Source organism: Kineococcus sp. GCM10028916 (genome assembly GCF_042674865.1).
Taxonomy (GTDB): Bacteria; Actinomycetota; Actinomycetes; order Actinomycetales; family Kineococcaceae; genus Kineococcus.
Genome location: NZ_JBHTFM010000017.1, coordinates 113631 through 137888, shown reverse-complemented (window position 1 = coordinate 137888; position 24258 = coordinate 113631). Strand labels below are relative to the sequence as shown.

General features: G+C 72.3%; 19 protein-coding genes and 1 pseudogene. 9 read left to right on the top strand and 11 right to left on the bottom strand.

Going from position 1 to position 24258, the window contains the following annotated elements; translation table 11 throughout:
• Positions 1-36: 36 nt before the first annotated feature.
• Genes purL through purS form a run of 3 tightly spaced genes read right to left on the bottom strand, consistent with a single transcriptional unit; the run spans position 37 to position 3292 of the window.
• Positions 37-2349: a phosphoribosylformylglycinamidine synthase subunit PurL gene (purL, locus tag ACFQ46_RS17040; RefSeq protein WP_380260570.1), complete on the bottom strand. Its 2313-nt coding sequence runs from the start codon at positions 2347-2349 to the stop codon at positions 37-39.
• Entirely contained in the window at positions 2346-3023 is a 678-nt protein-coding gene (gene purQ, locus ACFQ46_RS17035) for a phosphoribosylformylglycinamidine synthase subunit PurQ (RefSeq protein ID WP_380260569.1), read from the bottom strand. Before purQ ends, purL begins: the two co-directional genes overlap by 4 nt.
• A complete protein-coding gene (gene purS, locus ACFQ46_RS17030) occupies positions 3020-3292 on the bottom strand; it encodes a phosphoribosylformylglycinamidine synthase subunit PurS (RefSeq protein WP_328293084.1) in 273 nt (90 codons plus the stop codon). Before purS ends, purQ begins: the two co-directional genes overlap by 4 nt.
• A 124-nt stretch (positions 3293-3416) precedes the next feature.
• On the opposite strand from purS, the gene ACFQ46_RS17025 reads away from it, so the two are divergent.
• Together ACFQ46_RS17025 and ACFQ46_RS17020 are read left to right on the top strand one after the other, a co-directional pair.
• Positions 3417-4895 (top strand): diguanylate cyclase domain-containing protein, encoded by a 1479-nt coding sequence (locus ACFQ46_RS17025; protein WP_380260568.1) that lies wholly within the window; start codon positions 3417-3419, stop codon positions 4893-4895.
• Positions 4896-4985: 90 nt separating this feature from the next.
• A complete protein-coding gene (locus ACFQ46_RS17020; RefSeq protein ID WP_380260567.1) occupies positions 4986-5873 on the top strand; it encodes an alpha/beta hydrolase in 888 nt (295 codons plus the stop codon).
• A 19-nt stretch (positions 5874-5892) separates the two neighbouring features.
• On the opposite strand, the gene ACFQ46_RS17015 is transcribed toward ACFQ46_RS17020, so the two are convergent.
• Positions 5893-7266, bottom strand: coding sequence for a sugar porter family MFS transporter (locus ACFQ46_RS17015; protein ID WP_380260962.1), 1374 nt, complete (start codon positions 7264-7266; stop codon positions 5893-5895).
• 200 nt (positions 7267-7466) lie between these two features.
• Here ACFQ46_RS17015 and ACFQ46_RS17010 point away from each other — a divergent pair, with 200 nt between their 5' ends.
• The gene (locus tag ACFQ46_RS17010; RefSeq protein WP_380260566.1) at positions 7467-8240 is read left to right on the top strand and encodes an SDR family oxidoreductase; all 774 of its coding nucleotides are present in this window, start codon (positions 7467-7469) and stop codon (positions 8238-8240) included.
• 133 nt (positions 8241-8373) lie between these two features.
• On the opposite strand, the gene ACFQ46_RS17005 is transcribed toward ACFQ46_RS17010, so the two are convergent.
• The 3 genes from ACFQ46_RS17005 to ACFQ46_RS16995 are packed head-to-tail and all read right to left on the bottom strand — an operon-like array spanning position 8374 to position 11626.
• Complete coding sequence (locus ACFQ46_RS17005) at positions 8374-9210, bottom strand: MurR/RpiR family transcriptional regulator (RefSeq protein WP_380260565.1); 837 nt, start codon at positions 9208-9210, stop codon at positions 8374-8376.
• The gene (locus ACFQ46_RS17000; protein WP_380260960.1) at positions 9207-10415 is read right to left on the bottom strand and encodes an allantoate amidohydrolase; all 1209 of its coding nucleotides are present in this window, start codon (positions 10413-10415) and stop codon (positions 9207-9209) included. Before ACFQ46_RS17000 ends, ACFQ46_RS17005 begins: the two co-directional genes overlap by 4 nt.
• 17 nt (positions 10416-10432) lie before the next feature.
• Positions 10433-11626 carry a pyridoxal-phosphate-dependent aminotransferase family protein gene (locus tag ACFQ46_RS16995; RefSeq protein ID WP_380260958.1) on the bottom strand — a complete coding sequence of 398 codons (1194 nt, stop codon included), beginning with the start codon at positions 11624-11626 and terminating at the stop codon, positions 10433-10435.
• A gap of 137 nt (positions 11627-11763) precedes the next feature.
• On the opposite strand from ACFQ46_RS16995, the gene ACFQ46_RS16990 reads away from it, so the two are divergent.
• From ACFQ46_RS16990 to ACFQ46_RS16970, 5 genes and pseudogenes are all read left to right on the top strand, one after another.
• Positions 11764-12816 carry an acetamidase/formamidase family protein gene (locus ACFQ46_RS16990; protein WP_380260564.1) on the top strand — a complete coding sequence of 351 codons (1053 nt, stop codon included), beginning with the start codon at positions 11764-11766 and terminating at the stop codon, positions 12814-12816.
• A gap of 9 nt (positions 12817-12825) precedes the next feature.
• Positions 12826-13218 (top strand): annotated as a pseudogene (locus ACFQ46_RS16985) (LysR substrate-binding domain-containing protein); the annotation flags it as partial.
• Positions 13219-13259: 41 nt separating this feature from the next.
• Positions 13260-14090 (top strand): PhzF family phenazine biosynthesis protein, encoded by an 831-nt coding sequence (locus tag ACFQ46_RS16980; protein WP_380260563.1) that lies wholly within the window; start codon positions 13260-13262, stop codon positions 14088-14090.
• Positions 14091-14107: 17 nt separating this feature from the next.
• Positions 14108-14947 carry an IS3 family transposase gene (locus ACFQ46_RS16975; protein ID WP_380260562.1) on the top strand — a complete coding sequence of 280 codons (840 nt, stop codon included), beginning with the start codon at positions 14108-14110 and terminating at the stop codon, positions 14945-14947.
• Between the two features lie 299 nt (positions 14948-15246).
• Positions 15247-16215, top strand: coding sequence for a LacI family DNA-binding transcriptional regulator (locus ACFQ46_RS16970; protein ID WP_380260561.1), 969 nt, complete (start codon positions 15247-15249; stop codon positions 16213-16215).
• A 70-nt stretch (positions 16216-16285) separates the two neighbouring features.
• On the opposite strand, the gene ACFQ46_RS16965 is transcribed toward ACFQ46_RS16970, so the two are convergent.
• From ACFQ46_RS16965 to ACFQ46_RS16950, 4 genes are all read right to left on the bottom strand, one after another.
• The gene (locus ACFQ46_RS16965; protein WP_380260956.1) at positions 16286-18232 is read right to left on the bottom strand and encodes an adenylyl cyclase; all 1947 of its coding nucleotides are present in this window, start codon (positions 18230-18232) and stop codon (positions 16286-16288) included.
• 765 nt (positions 18233-18997) lie between these two features.
• The gene (locus ACFQ46_RS16960) at positions 18998-20362 is read right to left on the bottom strand and encodes an NAD-dependent succinate-semialdehyde dehydrogenase (protein ID WP_380260560.1); all 1365 of its coding nucleotides are present in this window, start codon (positions 20360-20362) and stop codon (positions 18998-19000) included.
• On the bottom strand, positions 20359-21504 hold the full coding sequence (locus ACFQ46_RS16955) for a Zn-dependent alcohol dehydrogenase (protein ID WP_380260559.1): 1146 nt from the start codon (positions 21502-21504) through the stop codon (positions 20359-20361). Before ACFQ46_RS16955 ends, ACFQ46_RS16960 begins: the two co-directional genes overlap by 4 nt.
• Positions 21501-23012 carry an APC family permease gene (locus tag ACFQ46_RS16950; RefSeq protein WP_380260558.1) on the bottom strand — a complete coding sequence of 504 codons (1512 nt, stop codon included), beginning with the start codon at positions 23010-23012 and terminating at the stop codon, positions 21501-21503. The genes ACFQ46_RS16955 and ACFQ46_RS16950 overlap by 4 nt, the downstream gene beginning before the upstream one ends.
• Positions 23013-23122: 110 nt before the next feature.
• Between ACFQ46_RS16950 and ACFQ46_RS16945 the strand changes: the two genes are divergently transcribed.
• The gene (locus ACFQ46_RS16945) at positions 23123-24034 is read left to right on the top strand and encodes a LysR family transcriptional regulator (protein ID WP_380260557.1); all 912 of its coding nucleotides are present in this window, start codon (positions 23123-23125) and stop codon (positions 24032-24034) included.
• Positions 24035-24258: the final 224 nt, after the last annotated feature.

The window sequence follows — 24258 nt, the reverse complement described above, 5'->3', positions numbered from 1 at the left end:
GTTCGCGTGACCGGGTGCTGGGGTGGGGAGAGAGACTCAGCCGAAGTGCTTCGGCAGCGTCCCCGTGTGCGCCTCGCGGAGTTCCGCGACGGGGACCTGGAACCGGCCCTGCACGTCGAGCAGACCGGGCACGCTCCCGTCACCGTCGTCCGTCACCCCGATGCGCACGTGCGCGAGACCGCGCGCGGTGCACATGTCGGTGAACCGGATCTCCTCCTCGCGCGGCACGGACACGATCGCCCGCCCGGCCGACTCGGAGAACAACGCGGTGAACGCGTCGATCCCGTCGCGGTCGAGCAGCTCGTCGAGCCACACCCGCGCGCCGACCCCGTAGCGCAGGACGGACTCGACGAGGGCCTGCGCGAGGCCACCGTCGGACAGGTCGTGGGCGGCGTCGATCAGACCGTCGCGCGAGCACTGCACGAGGATGTCCCCGAGCAGCTTCTCGTGGGCCAGGTCCAGCACCGGCGGCAGGCCGCCGAGGTGACCGTGCTCGGCCCAGGCCCACTCGGAACCACCGAGTTCGTCGCGGGTGGTGCCGAGCAGGTAGACGTTCTGCCCGGACTCCTTCCAGCCCGACGGGGTGCGACGACGGACGTCGTCGAGGACGCCCAGGACCCCGATGACCGGGGTGGGGAGGATCGCGGAGTTCAGACCGTCGTCACCGGTCTGGTTGTACAGCGACACGTTGCCGCCGGTGACGGGGACCCCGAGTTCCTCGCAGGCCAGGGCGAGGCCCTGGACGGCCTCGGCGAACTGCCACATGACGCCGGGGTCCTCGGGCGAGCCGAAGTTCAGGCAGTCGGTGACCGCGAGGGGTTTCGCCCCGGCCGCGGCCACGTTGCGGTACGCCTCGGCCAGCGCGAGCTGGGCCCCGGTGCGCGGGTCGAGCCGCGCGAACCGGCCGTTCCCGTCGAGGCTCAGCGCGACCCCGAGGTTCGTCTCCTCGTCGACGCGCACGACACCCGCGTCGTCGGGGGTCGCGAGCGCCGTCCCCCCCATGACGTAGCGGTCGTACTGGTCGGTGACCCACGCCCGCGAGCAGAGGTTCGGCGAGGCGACCATGCGCAGCAGGGTGTCGCGCAGTTCCACGTCGGTGCCGGGACGGGGCAGGGAGTCGGGGGTGTTCGCCTGCAGCGCGTCCTGCGACGCGGGACGTTCGTAGGGGCGCTCGTAGACCGGGCCGTCGTGGGCGACGGTGCGCGGCGGGACGTCGACGACGGTCTCGCCGTGCCACTGCACGACGAGGTGGGTGCCGTCGGTGACCTCGCCGAGCACGGCGGCCTCGACGTCCCACTTCGCGGTGACCGCGAGGAACTCCTCGATGTTCGCCGGCGTGACGATCGCCATCATGCGTTCCTGGGACTCGCTCATGAGGATCTCCTCGGGCGAGAGCGAGGGATCGCGCAACGGGACGCGGTCGAGGTGGATGACCATCCCGCCGTCACCGGCCGAGGCCAGTTCGCTCGTGGCGCAGGACAACCCGGCCCCGCCGAGGTCCTGGATGCCCTCGACCAGACCGGCGTGGAACAGGTCCAGGCAGCACTCGATGAGCACCTTCTCCTGGAACGGGTCCCCGACCTGGACGGCCGGCCGCTTCGAGGGGCCGGTCGCGTCGAACGTCTCGCTGGCCAGCACCGAGACACCGCCGATGCCGTCGCCGCCGGTGCGGGCACCGAAGAGCACGACGAGGTTGCCGACGCCGCGGGCGTTGGCCAGGTGCAGGTCCTCGTGGCGCAGCGAACCGATGCAGAGGGCGTTGACGAGGGGGTTGCCCTGGTAGGTCGGGTCGAAGACGACCTCGCCGCCGATGTTCGGCAGCCCGATGCAGTTGCCGTACCCGCCGACCCCGGACACGACGCCCGGGACGACGCGGGCGGTGTCGGGGTGGTCGATCGTGCCGAACCGCAGCGAGTCCATGACGGCGATCGGGCGGGCGCCCATGGCCATGATGTCGCGGATGATCCCGCCGACGCCGGTGGCCGCACCCTGGTAGGGCTCGATGTAGCTGGGGTGGTTGTGGGACTCGACCTTGAAGGTCACGGCCCAGCCCTGGCCGATGTCGACGACCCCGGCGTTCTCGCCGATCCCGACCATGAGGGACGTCTTCATGTCCTCGGTGAGGTGGTCGCCGAAGGTCTTGAGGTGGACCTTGGAGCTCTTGTAGGAGCAGTGCTCGCTCCACATGACCGAGTACATCGCGAGCTCGGCGCCGGTGGGGCGGCGCTGCAGGATCTCGCGGATCCGCTCGTACTCGTCGGCCTTGAGGCCGAGTTCCTTCCACGGCTGCGGGTGGTCCGGCGTCTGCTCCGCACGACCCACGGTGTCCAGGGCGGTGAGCGTGCTCACGCGAGTGCCTCCAGTCCGGCGCTCAGCACCGAGGTGAACAGGCCGAGGCCGTCCAGTCCCGGGCCGAACAGTTCCTCGACGGCGTGCTCGGGGTGCGGCATGAGCCCCACGACGTTGCCGCGTTCGTTGCTGATCCCGGCGATGTCGCGCATCGACCCGTTGGGGTTGCCGTCGAGGTAGCGGAAGACCACGCGGCCCTCCCCCTCGAGGCGGTCCAGCGTCGCGGTGTCGGCGACGAAACCGCCCTCGCCGTTCTTCAGCGGGATCGTGATCTCCTGTCCCGCCGCGTACGTGGACGTCCACGCGGTGGCGGTCGACTCGACCCGCAGCCGCTGGTCGCGGCACAGGAACTTCTGGTGGTCGTTGCGGACCAGGGCACCCGGCAGCAGGTGCGACTCGCACAGCACCTGGAAGCCGTTGCAGATGCCCAGGACGGGCATCCCGCCCCCGGCCGCGCGGACGACCTCGGCCATCACGGGCGCGAAGCGGGCGATCGCGCCGCACCGCAGGTAGTCGCCGTAGGAGAACCCGCCCGGCAGGACGACCGCGTCGACCCCGTGCAGGTCGGCGTCGGCGTGCCAGAGCGCGACGGCCTCGCCGCCGGCGAGACGCACCGCGCGACGGGCGTCGCCGTCGTCGAGCGACCCGGGGAAAGTCACGACGCCGATCTTCACGCGGTGACCTCGGCCGGGGTGCCGGAGGCGTCCCGGACGCTGACGACGTCCTCGATCACGGGGTTCGAGAGCAGCGTCTCGGCGGCCTTCCGGGCCTGCTCGAGCACCTCGGGGGTGACCTCTCCGGCCACCTCCAGCTCGAAGCGCTTGCCCTGACGGACGCTGGTGAAGAGATCGAACCCGAGGCGCGGAAGGGCGCCGACGACGGCCTTCCCCTGCGGGTCGAGGATCTCGGGTTTCGGCATGACGTCGATGACGACGCGGCCCATGCGCGGCGCTCCTTCGAGGAGGGGGGAGATCGGCGTGCTCCAGGCTACCGCCGCCGCGGGGGCTCAAGGACCGCCGCGGTCCTGCCGACCAGAGGACGTGGACACCGCTCGCGCCCGACGCCGTGTGAGCACGTCCGTGCTCTTCGACGTCGGTGTCTTCGTGGCGGGGCTGCTCGTGCTGGTGGGCGCCGCCCTGTGGTGGCACGCGACCGGGTCCAGCCGGGACGTCTTCACGGCGCTGGCCCTCTGCATCCCCGTCGGCTGGGTCCTCACCCGCTTCCCGCTGATGGTGACGAGCGTGGCGACCGGCATCCAGGTGCCCTTCGCCCCCGTGCTGCTGTTCTACCTGCAGACCTTCTACGACACCCCCGTCGCGTTGCTGGCCTGGCCGCTCACCGCGCTGCCCGCCTACCTGGTCGACCGGCGGGCCTGGTCGAGCCGGCTCTTCAACGCGGGATCGTCGATCGTCTCCAGCCTGCTCGCGACCCTGGTCGTCGCCGCGCTGCAGCCCACCGACCCGGTCAGTCCGGCGCAGCTGTTCGCGGTGCTGGCCGGCGCGGCGACCTACTTCGCCGCCGACACCCTGCTCTCGGCCGTGTCCATCGCGATCGAGTACCACCGGACGCTGTTCGAGGAACTGGCCGACCCGGGCGCGCTCATCGGTGGGGCGCTGTTCCTGCTCGTCTCCGTCCTCGGCTACCTCGCGGCGGCCGTCCAGGTCGTCATGCCCACGTGGATCGCCTCGCTGATCCTCGTCCCCGGGATGGCCGTCGTGGTCGCGGCGTGGGCGTGGCGACGCGCCCACCAGAGCCGTGCGCAGCAGCGTGAGCTGTTCGAGGCCGCCGTCCGGATCCACGAGGTGACCACCGCGGACGACCTCGTGGCCGTGCTGGAGACCCGCTGCGCCACGCTGGTCTCCAGCGAGCGCCTCGTGGTCCGGAGCCAGGCCCCCGGCGGGGGCGAGGTCGGGTACGAGCTCGGCGACGAGGGTCCGCTGCGCTGGATCGTCGCCCCCCGGGCGAGCAACCGGGAGGGTCAGCAGTTCGACGAGGTCGCCCTGGCCTCGCTGGGCTCGCTGGCCTCGGCCGCGCTGGTCCGGCTGCGGCTGGCCGCGGAGGCGGAACGGCTGGCCCTCGTCGACCCGCTGACCGGGCTGCCGAACCGGCGGGCCTTCACCAGCCGGCTGGAGCAGGCCGTGGGCGCGGAGTCGGCGATCGCGGTCCTCTTCGTCGACCTCGACGGGTTCAAGGCCGTGAACGACACGCTCGGGCACGCGGCGGGTGACGAGCTGCTCTGCGAGGTCGCGGACCGGCTGCGCAGCGCGGCCGGGGCCGGTGGTTTCGCCGCCCGGCTCGGGGGCGACGAGTTCGCCCTGGTCCTGCCGGACCTCTTCCCCGGGGTCGCCGACGACACGGCCGAGGCCGTCGTCGTGACGCTGCGCTCGCCGTTCCTGCTCTCCGCCGGGCCGGCCACGATCAGCGCCAGCGTGGGGCTGACCGCCTTCGAGGACGGCGACGACGCCGACTCGCTGCTCTCCCGGGCCGACGCCGCGATGTACGCGGCCAAGCGCTCCGGCGGCGGACGGTGCGTCCTCGCCGAGTGACGACGGGCTGCGGGACGAGGTCCTGGGGAGTCCTCGCGGAGATCCGGTGACCGGCACCCCTCGACGGGGGTGCCGGGCCACCATCGGAGAGTGACCACCTCGACGCGGCGGGCAGTGCTCGCGACCGGTGCCGGTGTGCTCGTCGTGGGCGGGGCCGCGGTGGCCCTGGAGGTCCGGCCCGTCCGGAGCCGGATCCGCTCGACCCTGGGCATCGGGCAGGTCGCGGATCCCGTGCCGTCGGCCGGGGCCGGCGAACCCGTGTTCGCGACCTTCGACTCCGCGTCCCGCGGCCGCCCGGTGACCTGGGGCTGGGCGGCTCCCCCGGGCGTGGCCCCGGCCGGTCTGCCGGTGCTCCTCGTCCTGCACGGCCGCGGTGACGACGCGCGCGTCGCGTTCACCCAGCTCGGCGTCCACCAGTTCCTCGCCGCGCACGTCGACGCCGGTGGGTCACCGCTGGCCGTGGTCTCCGTCGACGGCGGGTCGACCTACTGGCACCCCCGCGCGGACGGTGACGACCCGCTCGCGATGCTGCGCGAGGAACTGTTCCCCCGACTCCTCGACACGGGGTTCGACCTGTCCCGCTGGGCGGTCACGGGGTGGTCGATGGGTGGCTTCGGCGCCCTCCTGCTGGCCCGGGAGGTCACCGCGGGACGGTTCCCCACGTCCGGGGAGCTCGTCGCCGCGGCCGCGGGGAGCCCGGCGTTGTTCGCCTCCGCCGGAGCGACGTCGGCGGGATCCTTCGACGACGCCGCCGACTGGCGGGAGTTCGGCGACCTGGTCCCCGACCCGGCGACGGGGTCGGTCGCCCTCTCGGTGTCCTGCGGGGTCGACGACCCCTTCCGGGCCCGGACCGAGGCGTACCGGGCGGCCTGCGATCCCGCCCCGGCGGGCGGGATCGGCGACGGCGCCCACACCATGGGCTACTGGCGCAGCCTGGTCCCCGGGTGGTTGCAGTTCGTCGACGCGCACCTGGCGTGAACCGTCACCGGGCGGACGATCACCGTGCGGACGTCTTCTCGCGGGCCTGCGCGAAGTCGCGCGGGCGGAACCGGCCCTCGTGCAGCCGGCTCTCGATCTCCTCCAGGCTGTGCCCCGTGAGCTCGGGCATCTTGCGGTAGAGGAAGACGAACGAGACGACGTTGAACGCGGCGTAGAGCCAGAACGTCTGGCCCGTGCCGATCGTGTCGATGATGCTCAGCAGCGACAACGTGATGAGCAGGTTCGTCCCCCACAACGACGCCGACTGGGCGGCGGCGCCCGCGGACCGGGTGGCGAGCGGGTAGATCTCGGAACCCGTGAGCCAGCCCATGAGCTGGATCCCCCCGGCGGTGAAGGCCATGAACGCGATGAGGGTGGCGACGATCCACGGGACCTGCGCCTTGCCGTCGTGGCCGGTGACGAAGAACGTGCCCAGCACGATCAGCGACAGGGCCGCCCCCGGGAGGGTGATGAGCGTGAGCCGACGCCGCCCGACCCGGTCGATGATGGCGAGGCCGATGAGCTGGGTGAGCAGGTAGGTGGCGCCGAGGGCGACCGAGACCTGCAGCGCCGTGCTGTCGGAGAACCCGTTGTCGGTGAGGATCGTCGGGGAGTAGTAGACGATCATCTCGATCCCGGACAGCTGGGTGAAGATCGCCAACCCGCAGCCGACGATCAGCGCCGGCCGCACCCACGCCTCGCGCAGACCCCGCCAGCCCTTGGTGCTGGCCTCGCTCTCGGCGTGCACGAGTCCGCTGATCTCGCGCAGTTCCCCGTCCACGTCGGCGCGGTCGGGCCGGACGCGTTCGAGCGCCTCACGGGCCCGGTCCTCCTGGTCCGACTTCAGCAGCCAGCGCGGGCTCTCGGGCAGCCGGAGCATCAGCAGGAACATGATCGCCGCCGGGACGGACGCCGCGCCGATCGAGATCCGCCAGTCCACCTTCTCGCTGGCCCCGACGATCGTGGCGATGAGGATGCCGACCCCGATGGCGATCTGGAAGCACAGGACGAGGCGACCGCGGTACTTCGTCGGCGACAGCTCGGCGACGTAGGTGGGGGCGGTCTGGGTCGCGCCGCCGACGGCGAACCCGAGCACGAGCCGGGCGAGGGAGAGGGTCACGGGATCGGGAGCCAGCGAGGCCCCGAGGGTGCCGATCACGAAGATCACGGCCACGACGAGCAGGGTTCCCCGACGGCCCCGGCGTTCGCTGAGCCGGCTGCAGGTGAGGGCCCCGACCACCGCGCCGGCCAGGATCGAGGCGGCGATGACCTGTTCCCAGCCGTTGCCGGTCTCGAAGTCGTCGCTGATCTGCAGCAGGGCGCCGGAGATGATGCCGGTGTCGTAGCCGTAGAGCAGACCCGAGATGGCCGACACCAGGGCGACCACGACCACCGCACCGGTCAGGCCACCACCGCCGTCCGCGACGCGATCCGACCCGTGGTGCTCGGTCATGGGGTTCCTCCGACGTCGACGTGGGCGGTTCCTGGTCTCAGGTGCGAAACGTCTAAGACAAGCACTCCGCCCGGCCACGCGCCCGTCGAGGGATCTGAGACGATCCACTCCCCTGGACCGTCCGACCTGCGAGGAACCCCGTGACCGCCAGTCCCCTCTTCGACGTCTCCGGCCGCCTCGCCCTGGTGACCGGTTCCACCCGCGGCATCGGGCGCGCCCTGGCCGAGGGTCTGGTCCGGGCCGGGTGCGACGTCGCGGTCAACGGACGGAGCGCGGAGGCCGCGGAGCGGGTCGCCGCCGAACTCAGCGCGCTCGGTCCCGGCACCGCCCACGCCTGCGCGTTCGACGTCACCGACTCCGCCGCGGTGGACGCCGCGGTCGCCGCGCTGGAGGAGGGGGTCGCGCCGATCGACGTGCTGGTGAACAACACCGGGATGCAGCAGCGGAAGCCCTTCACCGAGTTCACCGACGACGAGTGGCAGCGGCTGCTCGACGTGAACCTCACCAGCGCGTTCACCGTGGCCCGGGCCGTGGCTCGGCGGATGGTCCCGCGCGGGCGGGGGAAGGTCGTCAACGTCCTGTCCGTGCAGAGCGAGGTGGTCCGGCCCGGGATCGCGCCCTACGCCGCCACCAAGGGCGGGCTGAAGATGCTGACCAAGGGCATGTGCGCCGACCTCGGCGGGTACGGGATCCAGGTGAACGGCCTGGGTCCCGGGTACTTCGCGACCGAACTGACCGCGGCCCTGGTGGCCGACGAGGAGTTCACCGCCTGGGTCTCGGGGCGTACGCCTGCCGGTCGCTGGGGCGACGTCGCGGAGCTGGTGGGCCCGCTGCTGTTCCTGTGCTCCGACGCCTCGGGTTTCGTCAACGGGCAGACGCTGCACGTCGACGGCGGGATGCTCGCGGTCCTCTAGCCCCGCTCCGTCGTGCTCGAGCACAGTCCTCGTCGTTCAGGTTCCGTCGCGCTGGAGTGGAGCGAAGAGCTTCTCACAGAGCGGATCGAGCCGACTTCCGCTCCAGTCGATCCGGCGAGGGTGAGGCGCGGGGTCAGCTCTCGAGCTCGGCCAGCGCGTCGTGAGCCTTCGCGACCTCACCGACGCGGTGCCGACCTGCACCGCCACGTCGGGCGAGGACACCTTCGGCCAGCACGGCGACCGTCGTCATGACCGCGGCGTAGCTGTCGAAGGCTCCCGGACCGTCGACCGGGACCACGAGCCGGTGCGCGACGGGGGCCGCGGGCGGCCCGGCGGCGGGATCGGTGAGCAGGACGCACGGGACCCCGAGCTCCGCGGCGAGTTCCAGCACCGCCGGGACCGCCGGTGTCCGACGCCGGAAACCCACGACGACCAGGAGGTCCCGCGCGTCGAGTCCCGCGACCTCCTCGGCAACGGTCTGTCCCGGCAACGGTGCGACGGAGACGTCAGGCCGGGCCTGGAGGAGCTGTTCACGGAGGTGCAACGCCACCGGGTAGCTGTTGCGCCAGCCGAGGACGAGAACCCGCCGGGCCGCCGCCAACGTCGTGACGACGCCGTCCAGATCTGTGGCAGAGAGGTTCTCCGCGGTCCGGGTGAGATTCTTGACGTCGTGCGCGACGTGCGCCGCGACCGGCCCTGGGCTGCCGTCGGGGAGACCGCCCGTCGGCACCCCCCGGGCTCGCAACGACCGCGCGTCCACCCTGGCCTCGGCGTAGGAGGTGAAACCGAGCCGCCGGAAGAACCGGCTGACCGTCGCTTTCGAGGCACCGGAGAGTTCCGCCAGTTCCGCGCCGCTGAACCCGGCCAGGTCGTCGGCCCGTTCGAGGACCACCTCGGCGACCTGACGTTCGGAGGGGGTGAGGTCGGACCAGACCGCTTCGATGCGGCCCCTGACGCCCGGTTCGCTCATGTTCGTCGGCGGGCCACGTCGAGCACGGTGGCCTCGAACGCGTCGATCCCGATCGCCACGTCCTCGAGGGTCACCCTCTCCCCCGGGGCGTGGCTGATGCCGTCCTCGCAGCGCACGAAGATCATGGCGACCGGGGTGACGGCGGCGATGGCCATGGCGTCGTGCCCGGCCCGGCTCCAGATCGTCAGGGGTTCGGGGTCACCGGTCTCGGCGATGCCGGCGGTGACGGACTCCACGAGGTCGGCGTCGCAGTACACCCCCGCCGCGGCGTGGACCTCGGTGAGTTCGAAACCCAGACCGCGCAGGCCGCAGAACTCCTGCGCGTAGGCGGTGATCGCGTCGACCAGGACGTCGCGCTGCTCGTCGTGCTCGGCCCGGACGTCGAGGGAGAACTCGACCAGACCGGGAACGACGTTCACCCCACCGGGGAAGGCCTGCAGCCGACCGACGGTGGCGATGCCCCCGAGTTCCACGGCGAGGCGTTCGACGGCGAGCACCACCTGGGACGCACCGACGAGGGCGTCCTTCCGCTTGCCGTACGGAGTTCCCCCGGCGTGGCGGGCCTCACCGACGACGCGGCCGGCGAAGCGCCGGGCTCCCGCGATCGAGGAGACGACCCCCAGGGGACGCCCGGCGGCCTCGAGGTGCGGACCCTGTTCGATGTGCAGTTCCAGGTACCCGACGAGTTCCTCCGGTGCCCGGGCCGCCTCGCCGATCCGGGCGGGGTCGAGGCCGAACCGTTCCGCCGCCGCCCGGACGCTGACGCCGTCGCGGTCGGTCCGCCCCCACCAGTCCTCGTGCCAGTTGCCGGCGACCGCGAAGCTGCCCGTCAGCGCGGTGGAGAACCGGGTGCCCTCCTCGTCGGAGAACGCGACGACCTCGAGCGCGAACGGCAGTTCCGCGGCGCGCGGGAGGAGTCGGGCGGCGACCTCGATCGCGCTCACGACGCCGAGCATCCCGTCGTAGCGTCCCGCGTCGGTCACGGTGTCCAGGTGCGAACCGAGCACGAGCGCGGGCAGCCCGGGTTCGCGACCCTCCAGGCGACCCCACTGGTTGCCCGCCTGGTCGCGCCAGGTGCGCATCCCGAGCCCGGCCATCCACCCGGCGGCCATCTCGTTGACCCGGGCGTGCTCGGGCGAGAGGTGGACGCGTTCGATCCCGTACCCGATCGCGGAGACGGCGGCGAGTTCGTCGCAGCGGTCCATCGCGCGCTGTGCCGCACTCACCGGGCGTAGACCTGCTGCGCCGCCACGGTTCCGCCGCCGGGCGCCACGTCCGCACCGTGCGCACGGAGCACCTGTTCCAGGGACGCGAGCGTCACGAGGACGGTGTCCTTGCGGGCGTTGTAGCCCATCGTCCCGATGCGCCAGACCTTGCCGGCGAGCGGCCCGAAGCTCGTGCCGATCTCGATCCCGTAGTCGTTCAGCATCTCCGCGCGGACGGCGTCGCCGTCGACCCCGGCGGGGATCAGGACGGCCACGACGTTGTGCATCTTGTGCTCGACGTCGCCGTAGACCTCCAGCCCGAGACCGCGGACGCCGGCGAGCATGGCGTCGCCGTGGAGGCGGTGCCGGGCGATCCCGTTCTCGAGCCCCTCCTCGAGCACCAGCCGGGCGCACTCCCGTGCGCCGTAGAGCATCGTGGTGGCCTCGGTGTGGTGGTTCAGCCGCTTCTCGCTCCAGTAGTCGAGGATCATCCCGAGGTCGAAGTAGTTCGAGCGGATGCGGGCCGGGCTCGGCAGGGTGTCCTCGTCGGACTCCGGGTCGGCGCGCAGCCCGGCCTCCACGCTGTGCCGGGCCCGGATCACCTCGACGGCGCGCGGGGACAGCGAGACCGGGGAACTGCCCGACGGCCCACCGAGGCACTTCTGCAGACCGGCGGTGGCGACGTCGACCTCCCACGCGTCCATCTCGAAGGGGTTCCCGGCGATCGAGGCCGTGCAGTCGACGTAGAGCAGGGCGTCGTAGCGGTGGCACATCGCGCCGACCCCTTCGAGGGGCTGGTTCATGGTGGTCGAGGTGTCACCCTGGACCATCGCGACGAGCTTCGGCCGCACCTCGCGGACGGCGGCCTCGAGGGCCTCGAGGGTGAACACCTCACCCCAGGGGACCTCGATGGTGTGGACCTCCGCGCCGCAGCGTTCGGCGACCTCGCGCAGGAGGTGGCCGAAGCGACCGAAGACGGGCACGAGGACCACGTCGCCGGGCGAGAGGAGGGACACCAGCGCCGCCTCGATGCCGGCGCGCGAGGTGCCGTCGACGAGGACGGTCGCCTCGTTGGTGGTGCGGAACACCTCGCGGTAGAGGGCCTGCGTCTCGTTCATGTACGCCGTCATGGCCGGGTCGTACTGCCCGACGAGCTGGGCGGACATGGCGCTCAGGATGCGCGGGTCCACGGTGATCGGCCCCGGGCCCATGAGCAGTCGCGGCGGCGGCGCGACGGGCGCCCCGACCGAGGAGCGGAGCAGGCCGGGATTCAGGAGCGGGATCGACTGTTCCACGACACCGATCATATGCAACGATCGTTCCAGAGACCAGCCCTGAGGAGGCCTCCGTGACGGTCCACCTGCTTCCCTCCACGCCGAGCACCGTCCGGTGGGGCGACCTGCCCTGCGCCGGGGACCGCCCCGTGCTCGAGGTCGACCCCGGCGACGTCGTCGTCGTGGACACCGTGAGCCACGAGGGGATCCTCGAGGACCAGGGCCGCGACCCGCTCGCCTTCTTCACCGCCCGCGGGATCGACGCGGCGACTGTCCTGGCCGACGCCGTCGAGATCGCCCGTTCCGTCGCGCACGACCCGCTCGTCCAGGGCCCGCACGTCGTCACCGGCCCCGTCCGCGTCCGGGGCGCACGACCCGGCGACGTGCTGTCGGTGACCGTCGAGGCCCTGGAACTGCGCGCGGACTACGGCGTGGTCAGCAACCGGCACGGCCGGGGCGCCCTGCCCGGGGAGTTCCCGCTCGGTGGTGTCGACGTCGTCTCCGTGCTGGCCCGGGTCGAGACCGACCCCGACACCGGTCTGCGCCGCGGCAGCCTCCCCGCCGGCCCGGACACCGACGTCCGGGTGCGGTTCCCGCTGAGACCCTTCCTCGGTCTCGTGGGGGTGGGGACCCCCGGCCCGGACCACCTGCACTCGGTCCCGCCGGGGATGCACGGCGGGAACGTCGACGTCTCGGCGCTCGGTGTCGGATCCACGCTGCACCTGCCCGTCCAGGTCGACGGCGCGTTGTTCTACACCGGCGACCCGCACTACTCCCAGGGCGACGGGGAGGTCGCGCTGACCGCCTTCGAGGCACCGCTGCGCGCCACCCTCCGCCTCGACCTCGTCCCCGCGGACGCCGTCCGGGTCCGCGACGCGCTGTGGGGGGAGACCCCGGAACTCCTGGTGCCCATCGGCATCGACCTGGACCTCGGCGAGGCCATGCGGAAGTCGGTCCGCACCGCGATCGCCCTGCTGGTCGACCTCGGGATGGATCCCGCTCACGCGCTGGCCTACCTCTCCGCCGCCGGCGACTTCGCGGTGTCCCAGGTCGTGGACCGGGTGAGCGGCGTGCACGGGACGATCCGCAAGGCCGACCTGGTGGAACTCGGCCGGTTCCGCGACTGACCTCGTTCACCAGGGGCCGTGCCCGTCGGGGTTCTGCTCTGCGGTCGCGCCGAGCAGCAGCGCCTGCTGCGCACCGGCCGGGCCGACGTCGCGATCCTGCACCGCCCGTTCGACGACACCCGGGGTTTCGACACCGAGGAACTGCTGACCGAGGGGCAGGTCGCGATCCTCCCCGCGGGCCACCCGCTCACGACCCGCCGAGACCTCCGACTCGCGGAACTCGACGGGAGCTACCCCGACGGCCCCGGTCCCGAGGTCCGCGACCACGCACGACTGCGGCAGCTCGTCGCCCTGGGCCGCACCCTCACCGGCGCCCCGGAACCCGCCCGGTCGCAGGTGAGCGACGACGTCGTCGCCGTCCCGGTGCTCGACGCGCCGGAGGTCACGACGGTCATCGCGTGACCGACCTCGTCCGCACCGCGACCCGCCCCTAGGGTCGACGGGTGCCCACGCTGCCCTTCACCCAGGTCGACGTCTTCTCCACCGAGCCCCTCGGCGGGAACCCGGTCGCGGTCGTCCACGACGCCGACGCCCTGACGAGCGAGCAGATGCAGCGGTTCGCGAACTGGACGAACCTGTCCGAGACGACGTTCCTGCTGCGTCCCGGTTCCTCTGACGCCGACTACCGGGTGCGCATCTTCACGACGGAGGAGGAACTGCCGTTCGCCGGGCACCCGACCCTCGGCTCGGCACGGGCGTGGCTGACCGCGGGAGGGAACCCTCAGGCGCCCGGGGTCGTCGTCCAGGAGTGCGGGGCCGGGTTGGTCGAGGTGCGCGTCGAGGAACCGCACCTCGCCTTCGCCGCACCGCCGCTGTTCCGGGAGGGCCCGCTCGAGGCGGAACTCCGGCAACGGCTCGTGGCGGGCCTCGGGATCTCCCCCGCGGACGTCGTCTCGGGTTCACACCTGCACAACGGACCCCGCTGGGTCGTGCTGCAACTGACCGACGCTGCAACGGTTCTGGGGCTGATACCGGTTCCGGGTCCGCTGGCCGGCCTCGACGTGGGCGTGGTGGGGCGGCACCCCGCCGGGCACGAGGCGCAGGTCGAGGTCCGGGCGTTCCTCAGCGACGGCCGGGCCGTCGCGGAGGACCCCGTCACGGGCAGCCTGAACGCGGGGATCGGGCAGTGGCTCACCGACCTCCCGCCCCGCTACGTCGCGGCGCAGGGAACGGTGCTGGGCCGGAGCGGACGGGTGCACGTCGAGCGGGACGGTTCCCGGGTGTGGGTCGGTGGGGCGACCAACGTCGTGGTGACCGGGACCACCTACCTCTGAGGTTCTCCTGATCGAGCGTGGGGACAGGCCCTCCGGACCTCGTCGCCCTGCTCCTCCGGAGACCTCGACACCCTGGGGACACGAGGACCTGCGTGCTGGCTGCGCCGGTACAGCGCCACGTCCCGGTTCCCTCACCGCTACCCCCGCCCACGCGCCCGCGCCCGCGCCCGCCTGATGATCGCCCTCAGCTCCATGCCTCTGACGGTGTTCTGGGAACTCGCCGCGTCACTCAGTCCACTCCGCCCGACGAGACAACCCGCTCCTGCCCTGGTCCGCACACTTCACGGCTCCGCGGTTGCGTCGCTCGTGCGCGCCCCCGATGTACCGGCCACTGCCCTCCCACTCGCCCCACGAGTGCACGAGACCTCCCCGGTCCCCGTCGCGGTGACCTCCCGGTTGCCGAGGTGTCCCGCTCGGGATGTCGCGCACGGCGCGACTGCCCTGCGTCGAACGGTTCCACCGCGGATGCGGCGCTGACGATCGCTGAGGTCCATGCCTCCTCGCGAGCTACCCACGGTGCCCCACGGGTGCACGCTGAGCTGCGCCTGGGCCTCGGTATCGCCTGCGGGCGCAACCGCATCGCCCGACTGGTGCAAGCCGCTGGGGCGGCCGGCCTGCTGGGACCGGTGGGCCGGGTCGCTCCCAGCGTCGACAACGGACTGATGGAGAGTTTCGGTCCACGATGCAGCACCAACTGCTGGACCGCAGGTCGTGGTCCACGAGAGGGGAACCGGGGGACGGCGACGTTCCAGCAGATCGAGACGTTCCACGACCCCCACCGACGCCCTTCCGGCATCGGCTACCTCAGCCCTGTCGAGCACGACGCTCTTCACACCGCGGCGACGGCTGCGGCGTGATCAGGTCACCCGCCTGCCCGGGACACCGGGTGAAGATCCGTCATCGGACTGATCGTCCTGGCGTGGCGATGGGACATCAACGTCGCCTCCACCGCTCAGCTCTGCCGCTCAGCTCAGCAGGACACCGGTGAGCGCGCGGCTGCTGCTCACGAGATCGGTCGCCAGGTCGACGACGGCCCCGGCGGCCGAACCGTCGGCGCGTCGGGCGGCCCGCGCAGGCGACCACCACGGGTGTGGTCCCAGGGGTCTGGTTCCAGGGGGCGGACCCACCACCCCGCCCCAGGCGTCAAGATGGGGCCGTGCCCCGGGTGACCAGCGCGGACGTGGCCCGCGCCAGCGGTGTGTCGCGCACCACCGTCAGCTACGTGCTCAACGGTGCCGCGAAGCCGATCTCCACCCCCACCCGCGAACGCGTCCTCGCCGCCGCTCGCGACCTGGGCTACGCCCCCTCAGCGGCCGCGCGGGCGTTGCGTTCAGGACGCAGCGACCTCGTCCTGTGCGTCCTGCCGGACTGGCCGATCGGATCGGTCCTCGACGCCCTCATCGAGCACCTCACCGAAGAGCTGTGCGCGCGCGGCCTGCTCCTGCTGCTCCACCACGGCCGCGACCCCCGGCCGCTGGCCGAGCTCTGGCGCAGCGTCCAACCGCGGGTGGTGATCGGGCTCACGCCGTTCTCCGCCGAGGACCAGCAGGCGATGGCCCGCGCAGACGTCCAGGTGCTCACCACCGGCGAGCCCAGCGAGCTCGGGGCCTTCCAGGAGCGCACCGGCGCGCTCCAGGTGCACCACCTCGCCGCGACCGGCCACCGGCGGATCGGCTACGCGGCACCGGACGACGATCGCGTCGCCACCTTCGTCGTGCAGCGCCTCGCCGGTGCCCGGGCCGCGTGCGCCGAGCTGGGCCTGCCTCCCCCGGTGGCGCTCGAGGTCGCCCTGGACGCCACCGCTGCCGCGCACGCCGTACGCACCTGGCGCCCGGACGGGAACGGCGTGGTCAGCGCCGTCGCGGCGTACAACGACGACGTGGCGCTCGCGGTCCTGACCGGGCTGCGCGCCCACGGTCTGCGCGTGCCCGACGACGTCGCGGTCGTCGGGGTCGACGACACCGCGCTGGGTCGCCTCGCCGACCCCCCGCTGACCACGGTCTCGCAATCCGTTGAGGTCCAGGCCCACCACCTCGCCGCCCAGGTGATCGCCGTGCTGGACGGTCAGGCACCGCCCCCGCGTCCGGAGCAGGTCGTGCACCTGGTGCGGCGCGCGTCGGCGTGAGGCGCCGGTACGCACGGTCCGGGAGGGTCGGGACCCCGTCCCTCCCGGGCCGCGCCCGGTGTCCCGCCGGTCAGCCGGCGGGGTAGGCGACCACGTACTGCGGCGTCCCGGTGTTGCTGTTGTCCACCTGTCCCCCGACGCCGTTCACGACGTGTCGGGTGGTCCCGGCGCCGAGGTTGACGGTCAGCAGGTGCTGCAGCTGCACGCCCGGGGTGGTGGGTGCCTCGAACCCGTTCTCCGTCACGATCGAGGGGTTGTTGCGGTTGTAGACGTAGGAGCCGCCACCGTAGAGGTGGTGGGTCTTCACCCCGCGAGCCACCGCGTAACCGGGGTAGCCGAGCGTGCCGTCCGGGCGGGTCCAGTCGGCCTGCGTGGGCGGGTCGTAGGGCAGTTCGTTCTGGTACAGCACGGTGGTCCCGCGCTCGCCGTTCCAGGTGGTGTTGTAGCGCTGGAAGTGCTCGACGAACAGGCCGGTCGCCGTCACGTCGTCGCCGTTGACGACGACCCCGTCGCGTCCGGTGTTGGTGTTCCAGCGGTCGGTGTCGCCCTCGACGCCGGCGGTGAAACCCTCCTCACCGTGGTCTGCGCGCCAGACCCAGGCGTGGTCGACGAGGACGCGGTCGGTGTTGATCTCCAGGGCGGTGTCGGCCTTGCCGACGTGCGGGCCGCCGACGCGGAAGAAGACGTCGGACAGGGTCGTCGGGTTCGCCGGGTCGACCTTGCCCTTGCCGTGGCTGCCGTTCTTCGTGCCGACCTGCAGCAGCACCGGGGACTTCCGGGCGCCCGCGTCGATCGTGACGCCGGCGACGACGACCCCGGGGACGTCGGCGACGGTCATCGCCGCAGTGCCACCGGTGGCGGTGAGCGTGGCCATGCCCAGGCCGAGGACCACGGTGCCGGCCCGCTTGACGGCGATGGCCTTGTCGACGTCGTAGACGCCCGGGGTCAGGAGGAGGTTCTTCCCGCGCGCGAGGGCGTTGTTGATCTGCTGCACCGACGTGGCGGGCGTGGCGGTGAAGAAGTCGCGGAGCGCGACGGTGCGGCCCTGGGTCCGGTCCTGCACCCATGAGGTGCCGCGGGTCGAGGTGTGCGCGGCGGGAACGCGCACCTGGTAGGCGCCGGAGGCGTCGGTGAACAGGTACGGCTTCTCGCGGCTGACCGGGGTGGTGTCCAGCGTGGTGTACGGCGGGCTCGGGAAGGCGGTCCCGCTCGGGGCTCCCTCCACACCGGAGAAGACCTGGTTCCACACGCCGTTGGTCCAGTTCCCGACGCTGCTGTTGCGGGTCAGCCACTGCTGCTGGGACCCGTTGATGATCGTGTCGGCCTTGGAGTCGGCGATGAAACCGCCACTGGCGTACTGCGGGCCCGCCGTGCAGTAGTCCTGCAGCGACAGGTTGCCCCCGGTGACGTCGACCCGGCGCATCGGCGAGGCCTGGGAGACGGCGAAGAAGTTCGCCGAGGCGCGGCAGTCGTCCTGGCCCTTGCCGTTGACGGCGAGGTGGAAGTTCGACACCGAACGCCAGAAGTTGTCCAGCGCGATGCAGTTCGGGGTGCCGTCGGCGTTGGTGAGGCAGCGGTTGTAGACCTCGACCTTGCCGTTGATCGTCACGTCGTCCGGTGAGGCGCCGAGTCCGGCGACCTCGGTGTAGTAGCCGACCTTGAGGTGGAGCGGCTGCGCGTCGGTGCCGTAGGTGCCGGGCGCGAACAGCAGTGCGTAGCGCTCGGTTCCGAACTGGTTGTTCACCTGCCGGGCGTAGATCGCGTCCACGGTGGCCTGGATCTCGGCGAGGGGGGTGGCGGGGGTGAACACGGTGGTGCCGGTGCCGAGGGCAGCGGCTGCGGTGGGTGCGGGAGGCGGGGGTGCAGCAGGCGGGGGTGCGGCGATCGCTGATCCGCTGCCGACAGCGGTGATCAGGACGACGCCGGCCGCGGCGACCTGCGCCGCGTGACGCAGCCGCCGCCGGGGGCGGCGGGAGATGGGGAGTGCAGGCACGGTCAGCCTCCTCGTCGAGGTCATCACGGTGGTGACTCGTGTCACCAACGCCTGCTCACAGTAATCAGCGTCGAGCGTGCCGCGTCAAGCCCTCTCGTCACGCCGGGCGCCGGGTGACCGCTCAGCGTCCGCCGGTGAGCGTCTCGGCCGCCGGCGCAGCCCGTTGCACCGCCGCCGGCGGCGTGGGGGTTCCTACCCGCCCGTCCACCTGCACCTACGGCGTCCTGCAGGCGGGCGGAGCGCTGGGTGCACGCGGCGCCGGGTCGAGGCGGTCGTCCACGACAACGAGCTCCCGGGTACCGACCTCGGCGACGTCAGTGCCGTCGAACTGGAGCGCGAACCTGCGCACGGCGTCCATCCCACCGTGCTCCACCTTCAGCAGCACCTCGCCGACCCGGGTGACCACCGCGGGATCGCGCTGAGCCTGGGAGCGGGCGACGGCCGACGCCTCCAGGTAGGAGAAGTGGTCGGCGTGCTCGGCACTGTGCCGACACCCGCGATCTCGGCCAGGGCCGGAATCGAGGGTTCCCGGTACAGGTTCGGGCGATGGGTGCGCCGGGAGTCCCGACGTCCACCGGACGTCTCGCACCGGACGCGGGACGGGCGGAAACACCTCCGTCCCCGGGGCACGAGCACCCGGGGACGGAGGAACCACCCGCCGTGCCCCCGCTCGAGCAGGGTGGCGGCGGCACGGCCGGGCCACGGGCCCCTCCGCCGGGGAGGAGTTGCCGCCCGCAAGGGCGGCTCGCGGTCACCGCGCAGAGTTCCGGCCCGGAGGGGTGGCCGGATTCACGGCCTGCGAATCAGCTTCTTGTTGACGAACTCGTCGGCGCCGAGGTGGCCCAGCTCGCGGCCGATGCCGCTGCGCTTGACCCCGCCGAACGGAAGTTCCGGACTGTCTGCGAGGACCAGGTTGACGTAGACCATTCCCGCCTCCAACCGGTCGGCGACGCGCTCGGCCTGGGCCGGGTCCGTGGTGAACAGGTAGGAACCCAGGCCGAAGTCGGTGGCGTTGGCGACACGGACGGCCTCGTCCTCGTCGGCGATGCGGTGCACGACGGCGACGGGCCCGAACAGCTCCTCGCGGTAGACGTCCATCGCGGGGGTCACGCCGGTCAGGACCGTCGGCTCGACGTACGCGCCGTGCCGGCCGCCGCCGGTGGCCACCGTGGCGCCCTGCTCGACCGCGCGCCGCACCTGTGCCTCGAGCCGTTCGGCCGCCTGGACGGAGGACAGCGGGCCGAGCACCGCGTCGGGTTCCGTGGGCGCCGTCGGCACGACCTCGGACATCAGCTCCGTGAACCGGCTCAGGAAAGCGTCGTGCAGCTCATCGGCGATCAGGAACCGCTTGGCGCCGTTGCAGGACTGCCCGCTGTTGTCCAGGCGCGCGTCCACAGCGGCGCGCACGGTCGCCTCCAGGTCGTCGGTCGACAGCACGATGAACGGGTCGGACCCGCCCAGCTCCAGCACGACCTTCTTCAAGTTCCGCCCGGCCACCTCGGCCACCGCCGCGCCGGCACGCTCGGAACCGGTGAGGGAGACACCGCGGACGCGGGGGTCGGCGATCAACGTCGCTGCCTGCTCCTCGGAGGCGTAGACGTTGACGTAGGAACCTTCGGGGAATCCGGCGTCGCGGTGGAGGCCCTCGATGGCGGCCGCCGAGGACGGGCACTGCGGGGCGTGCTTGAGCAGGACGCTGTTGCCGATGAGCAGGTTGGGCGCGGCGAAGCGCGCGACCTGGTAGTAGGGGAAGTTCCACGGCATGATCCCCAGCAGGGGCCCGAGGGAGGACCGCCGAACCACGGCGGTCCCGTCGCCCTGGATGGACAGCGGCTGGTCGGCCATGATCGCGTCGGCGTTGTCGGCGTAGTACTCGATGATGTCGGCGGCGAAGTCGACCTCCCCGAGGGCGCCCTCGCGGACCTTGCCCATCTCGCGGACGATGAGGTCGGCCAGCTCCTCGCGCCGCTCGCGGTGCAGTTGCGCGACGCGACGCAGCAGCGCGGCCCGCTCGGGCACCCCCAGGTCGGTCAAGGGCCCGGCGTGGGCGGCCGCAGCGGCGGCCACGGCGCGCTCCAGCCCGGCGTCGTCGACGGTGGGGAACTTCTCGACGACCTCCCCGGTGGTCGGGTCGGTGACGGCGTACTGCGTCATGCTTCTCCTCGGTCGGTCCGTGGTGGTGTGGTTCCGGGTGCTCCCGGCAGGAGCAGCTGACGCAGGGCGGCGCCGGAGGCGAGCTGGTCGAGCGCGTCCTCGACGTCCTCCAGCGGGCGCCGCGCACTGATGAGCTCGTCGACGAACAACTCACCGGCCAGGTACTCCTCGACCAGTCGGGGGATGTCCCGCGACGGCCGGATGCCACCGTAGTTGGACCCGATGATGCGCTGGTCGAGGTCGACGAGGTTCTGGGGCTGGAAGTCCACCCGGGCGCCCTCGGGCGGGATGCCCACGATGACCGCGCTGCCGCCGATGGCCAGGGCCTCGATGCACCGGGCGGTCACCGCGGGAACGCCGATCGCGTCGAAGACGTAGTCGACCCCGTCGGGCAGGAGCTCACGCAGCTGCTCAGCGAGGTCGTCACCCGCGGCGGCGAGCACCTCGTCGGTGGCACCCAAGCGCCGGGCGAGCTGCGTCTTCTCCGCCCGCAGGTCGACGGCCACGATCCTCTCGGCGCCCGCGAGGCGCGCACCCTGCACGATCGACAGCCCCACGCCGCCGCAGCCGACGACGGCCACCGTCGCCCCCGTGGGCACCTGGGCGGTGTTGCGGACCGCTCCGACGCCGGTGGCGATGGCGCACCCGATGAGGCACAGCGGTTCCAACGGGGCCTCGCGCGGCACCTTGACCGCCCCTGAAGCCGGCACGACGACGCGTTCGGCGAAGGCCGAGGTGCCGAGGTAGTGGTGGACCGGCTGCCCGCCGGAGTTCAGCCGTACGGTGCCGTCGTTCAGGGTGCCCCCCAGCGCCACGGTCCCGGCCGCGACCTCGCACCGCACCTCACGTCCCAGCCGGCAGTTGCGGCACCGGCCGCACGGGGCGACCCAGGACAGCACGACGTGGTCTCCGAGCGCGAGGCCCTGGACGTCGGGGCCGACGCGGGTGACGACGCCGCTGCCCTCGTGGCCCATCACCAGCGGCAGCGGCACGCTCCAGTCACCCCGCCGCACGTGCAGGTCGGAGTGGCACACGCCGGCGGCGGCGATGGTCACCTCCACCTCGCCCGTCCGCGGCGCCTGCAGCTCGACGTCCTCGACCTCGACGGCACGCTCGCTGCTGCGCAACACCACGGCCCTCATGCCGACATCGTGCCCTCGGCGGGGGCGCCCGTGGCGCCGGCCGCACCGCTCGCGGCCTGCGCCGCGAGGGCGTAGCGAGGGCCGGCCGCCCCGCGCGCGATGCGGGCGCGCAGCTGCACCAGCCACCAGAGCAGCGCCAGCGCCATGACGACGAGGAAGACGACGGCGTTGGCCCGGAACTCGGGCAGGAGCAGCAGAGCCAGCATCACGGTGGTGAACACGACCAGGCCCACCACGTAGACCGGGGCCCGCCAGCGTCCGAGGTCGAAGCAGCCGGGCGTCGGGGAGGGGATCCGCCGGCGGAGGTGGGCGACGAGCAGACCCGCCGTGGACATCACGTAGACCCCGAAGTAGCCCAGCGCCGACATGCCGATGATGTAGGAGAACGTCTGGGCGCTGGCCAGGGCGGACAGCAGGAGCAGCACGGAGACCCCGCAGGTCGCCCAGACGGCGTTCGTCGGGACCTTGTGCCGGGCGGACACGCGGCGCAGGGCCGGCGAACCGGGGAGGACGTTGTCGCGGCCCATCGCGTAGACGAGCCGGGTCGCCACCAGCATGTTGGCCAGGACGCACACGAGGATGTTCGTCAGCGCCACCGCGACCACAGCCTTGGCGAACCAGGGCGAGACCTGCGCCGCGAAGATGTCGGCGATGGGCGAGGAGCTCCCCGCGACGGCCGCCGGGTCCTGGATGGTCAGGAGGAAGACGACGTACATGAAGAACTCCACGACCGCCGAGACCCCCAGTGCGTAGAACATCGTCCGCGGGATCGTGCGTCGTGCGTCGCGCGTCTCCTCGGCGATGTCGGCGGCCGCCTCGACCCCCAGCAACCCGAAGATGCAGCCCAGGCTCGAGGTCAGCCACGCCACCACGTAGGGCGATTCCCCGTGCGAACCGCGCGACAGGAGGAAGTCGACGCTCTGGTGGTTCCCGGTCACGACGAAGGCCACGATCGCGATGACGAGGGTCGCGCCCACCGTGACGACCAGTTCCAGGCCGACCCCGACGTTGTTCAGCACGGTCGCCAGCCGTACGCCGTAGGCGTTGATGAGGCCGCACGCGACCACGACGGCGACGGAGATCCAGATCTGGACGGCCGTCGTCACGTCCAGGCCCAGCAGTCCCCCGAGGTAGCCCGCCATGACGTAGGCGACGCCGGTGAAACCGCTGATGAAGCCGACGGCTCCCGCGAACCCGGTGAACCATCCGAGGTTCGGGCTCACGAGACGGCTGGTCCACTGGTACGCGTACCCGGAGATGGGGAGCTTGCTCACCAGGTCCGCAGCGACCAGGGCCCAGATGGCGAACACCACGACGGCCAGGGGGAACGTCCACACGAAGGCCGGCCCAGCGGTGCCCAGTCCGAATCCGAATCCGGAGAACACCGCTGTCGTGGCGCTGATGACCGCGAAGCCGAGCAGGAAGGAGGAGAACCTCCCCACGGATCGGTCCAGGGCCTGGGTGTAACCCAGTTCCCCCAGGCGGCGGTCCTCGTCCAGATCGCTCATCGTCCCGCTCCCGGCGCCTCAAGTGGTGTTCGTGTGATCGCGACGACTCTAGGGAGAGGGATGACCCGGGACAACGTTCAAGTGCGCGCCGCCTGGGATAGCTTCAGCCTATGACGCTGACGTTCTCGCAGCTGCGGATCTTCGCCCTCGCGGCTCGCCACGGCTCCTTCACAGCAGCCGGGCGGGCGCTGCAGATGTCCCAGCCGACGGTGTCCGAGGCGATCCGCCGCCTGGAGCAGGGTTACGGAACCAAACTCTTCGTGCGCGGTGCTCGCCACCTCATCCTCACGACGACCGGTGAGGAGCTGCTCCCGCTGGCCGAGCAGGCCGTCACGGCGGTCGACGCCGCCGACCAGGCGCTCACCGCGGTGCAGGAGCTGAAGGGCGGGGTCGCATCCTTCGGCTTGCTGCGCAACGCGAAGCACTACGCCATGGCCGACCTCCTCACGTCCTTCCACGAGAACTACCCGGACGTGCGGCTGCGCGTCATCGGCGTCAACTCCGCCGACGTCGCCGACCTCGTGAGGACGGGGGAGCTCGAGGCGGGGCTCATCGTCCTGCCCGTCGACACGGAAGGGCTCACCGTGCGACCGCTGACGCGTGACGAGGTCGTCTACGTCACGGCGTCCCTGGACCGCGACGACACGCCGGTCACGATCGAGGAGCTCTCCTCGACGGACCTGATCCTCTACGACGCCCACGCGGGGTGGAGGGACCCGACGCGTCGGCAGGTGGAGCAGCGAGCCCTGGCCAAGGGGCTGACCCTGCGGGCCCGCATCGAGGTCGAGCAGGTGGACGCCGCCCTCGAGCTCGCCGCCGCCGGGGCCGGCAACACGTTCGTCTCACGAGCGGTGGTCGACAGCGGCACCGCCCCGCCCGCGCTCCGCTACATCCCCTTCGAGGAACCGTTGTACGACACCATCGCCTTGGTCCGCCGCGACGGCGGGGTCCTTTCGCCCGCGACCCGGGAACTCGTGCGCCTCGCGCGGGAGATGCTCACCCGGAGAGCGCTCGAACCCTGAGGAGCAGCACGACGCCGTCGCCGGGATCTCGGCCTCGGCCCGGGCGAACTCGTGTTCCCGACCCGACCGCGAGCGCCGTCAGCGGCACCACCCTGACCTGGCAACCTGCCAGGCCGCGAGAGCCGCCGGCTACGGCCCCCACGTCGAGGGCCAGGGTTCCGGGTGCACCTTCCACCACGACGCGGACCACGTGGGTCTGCCTCCTGACGTGCCCCACCCCTCGG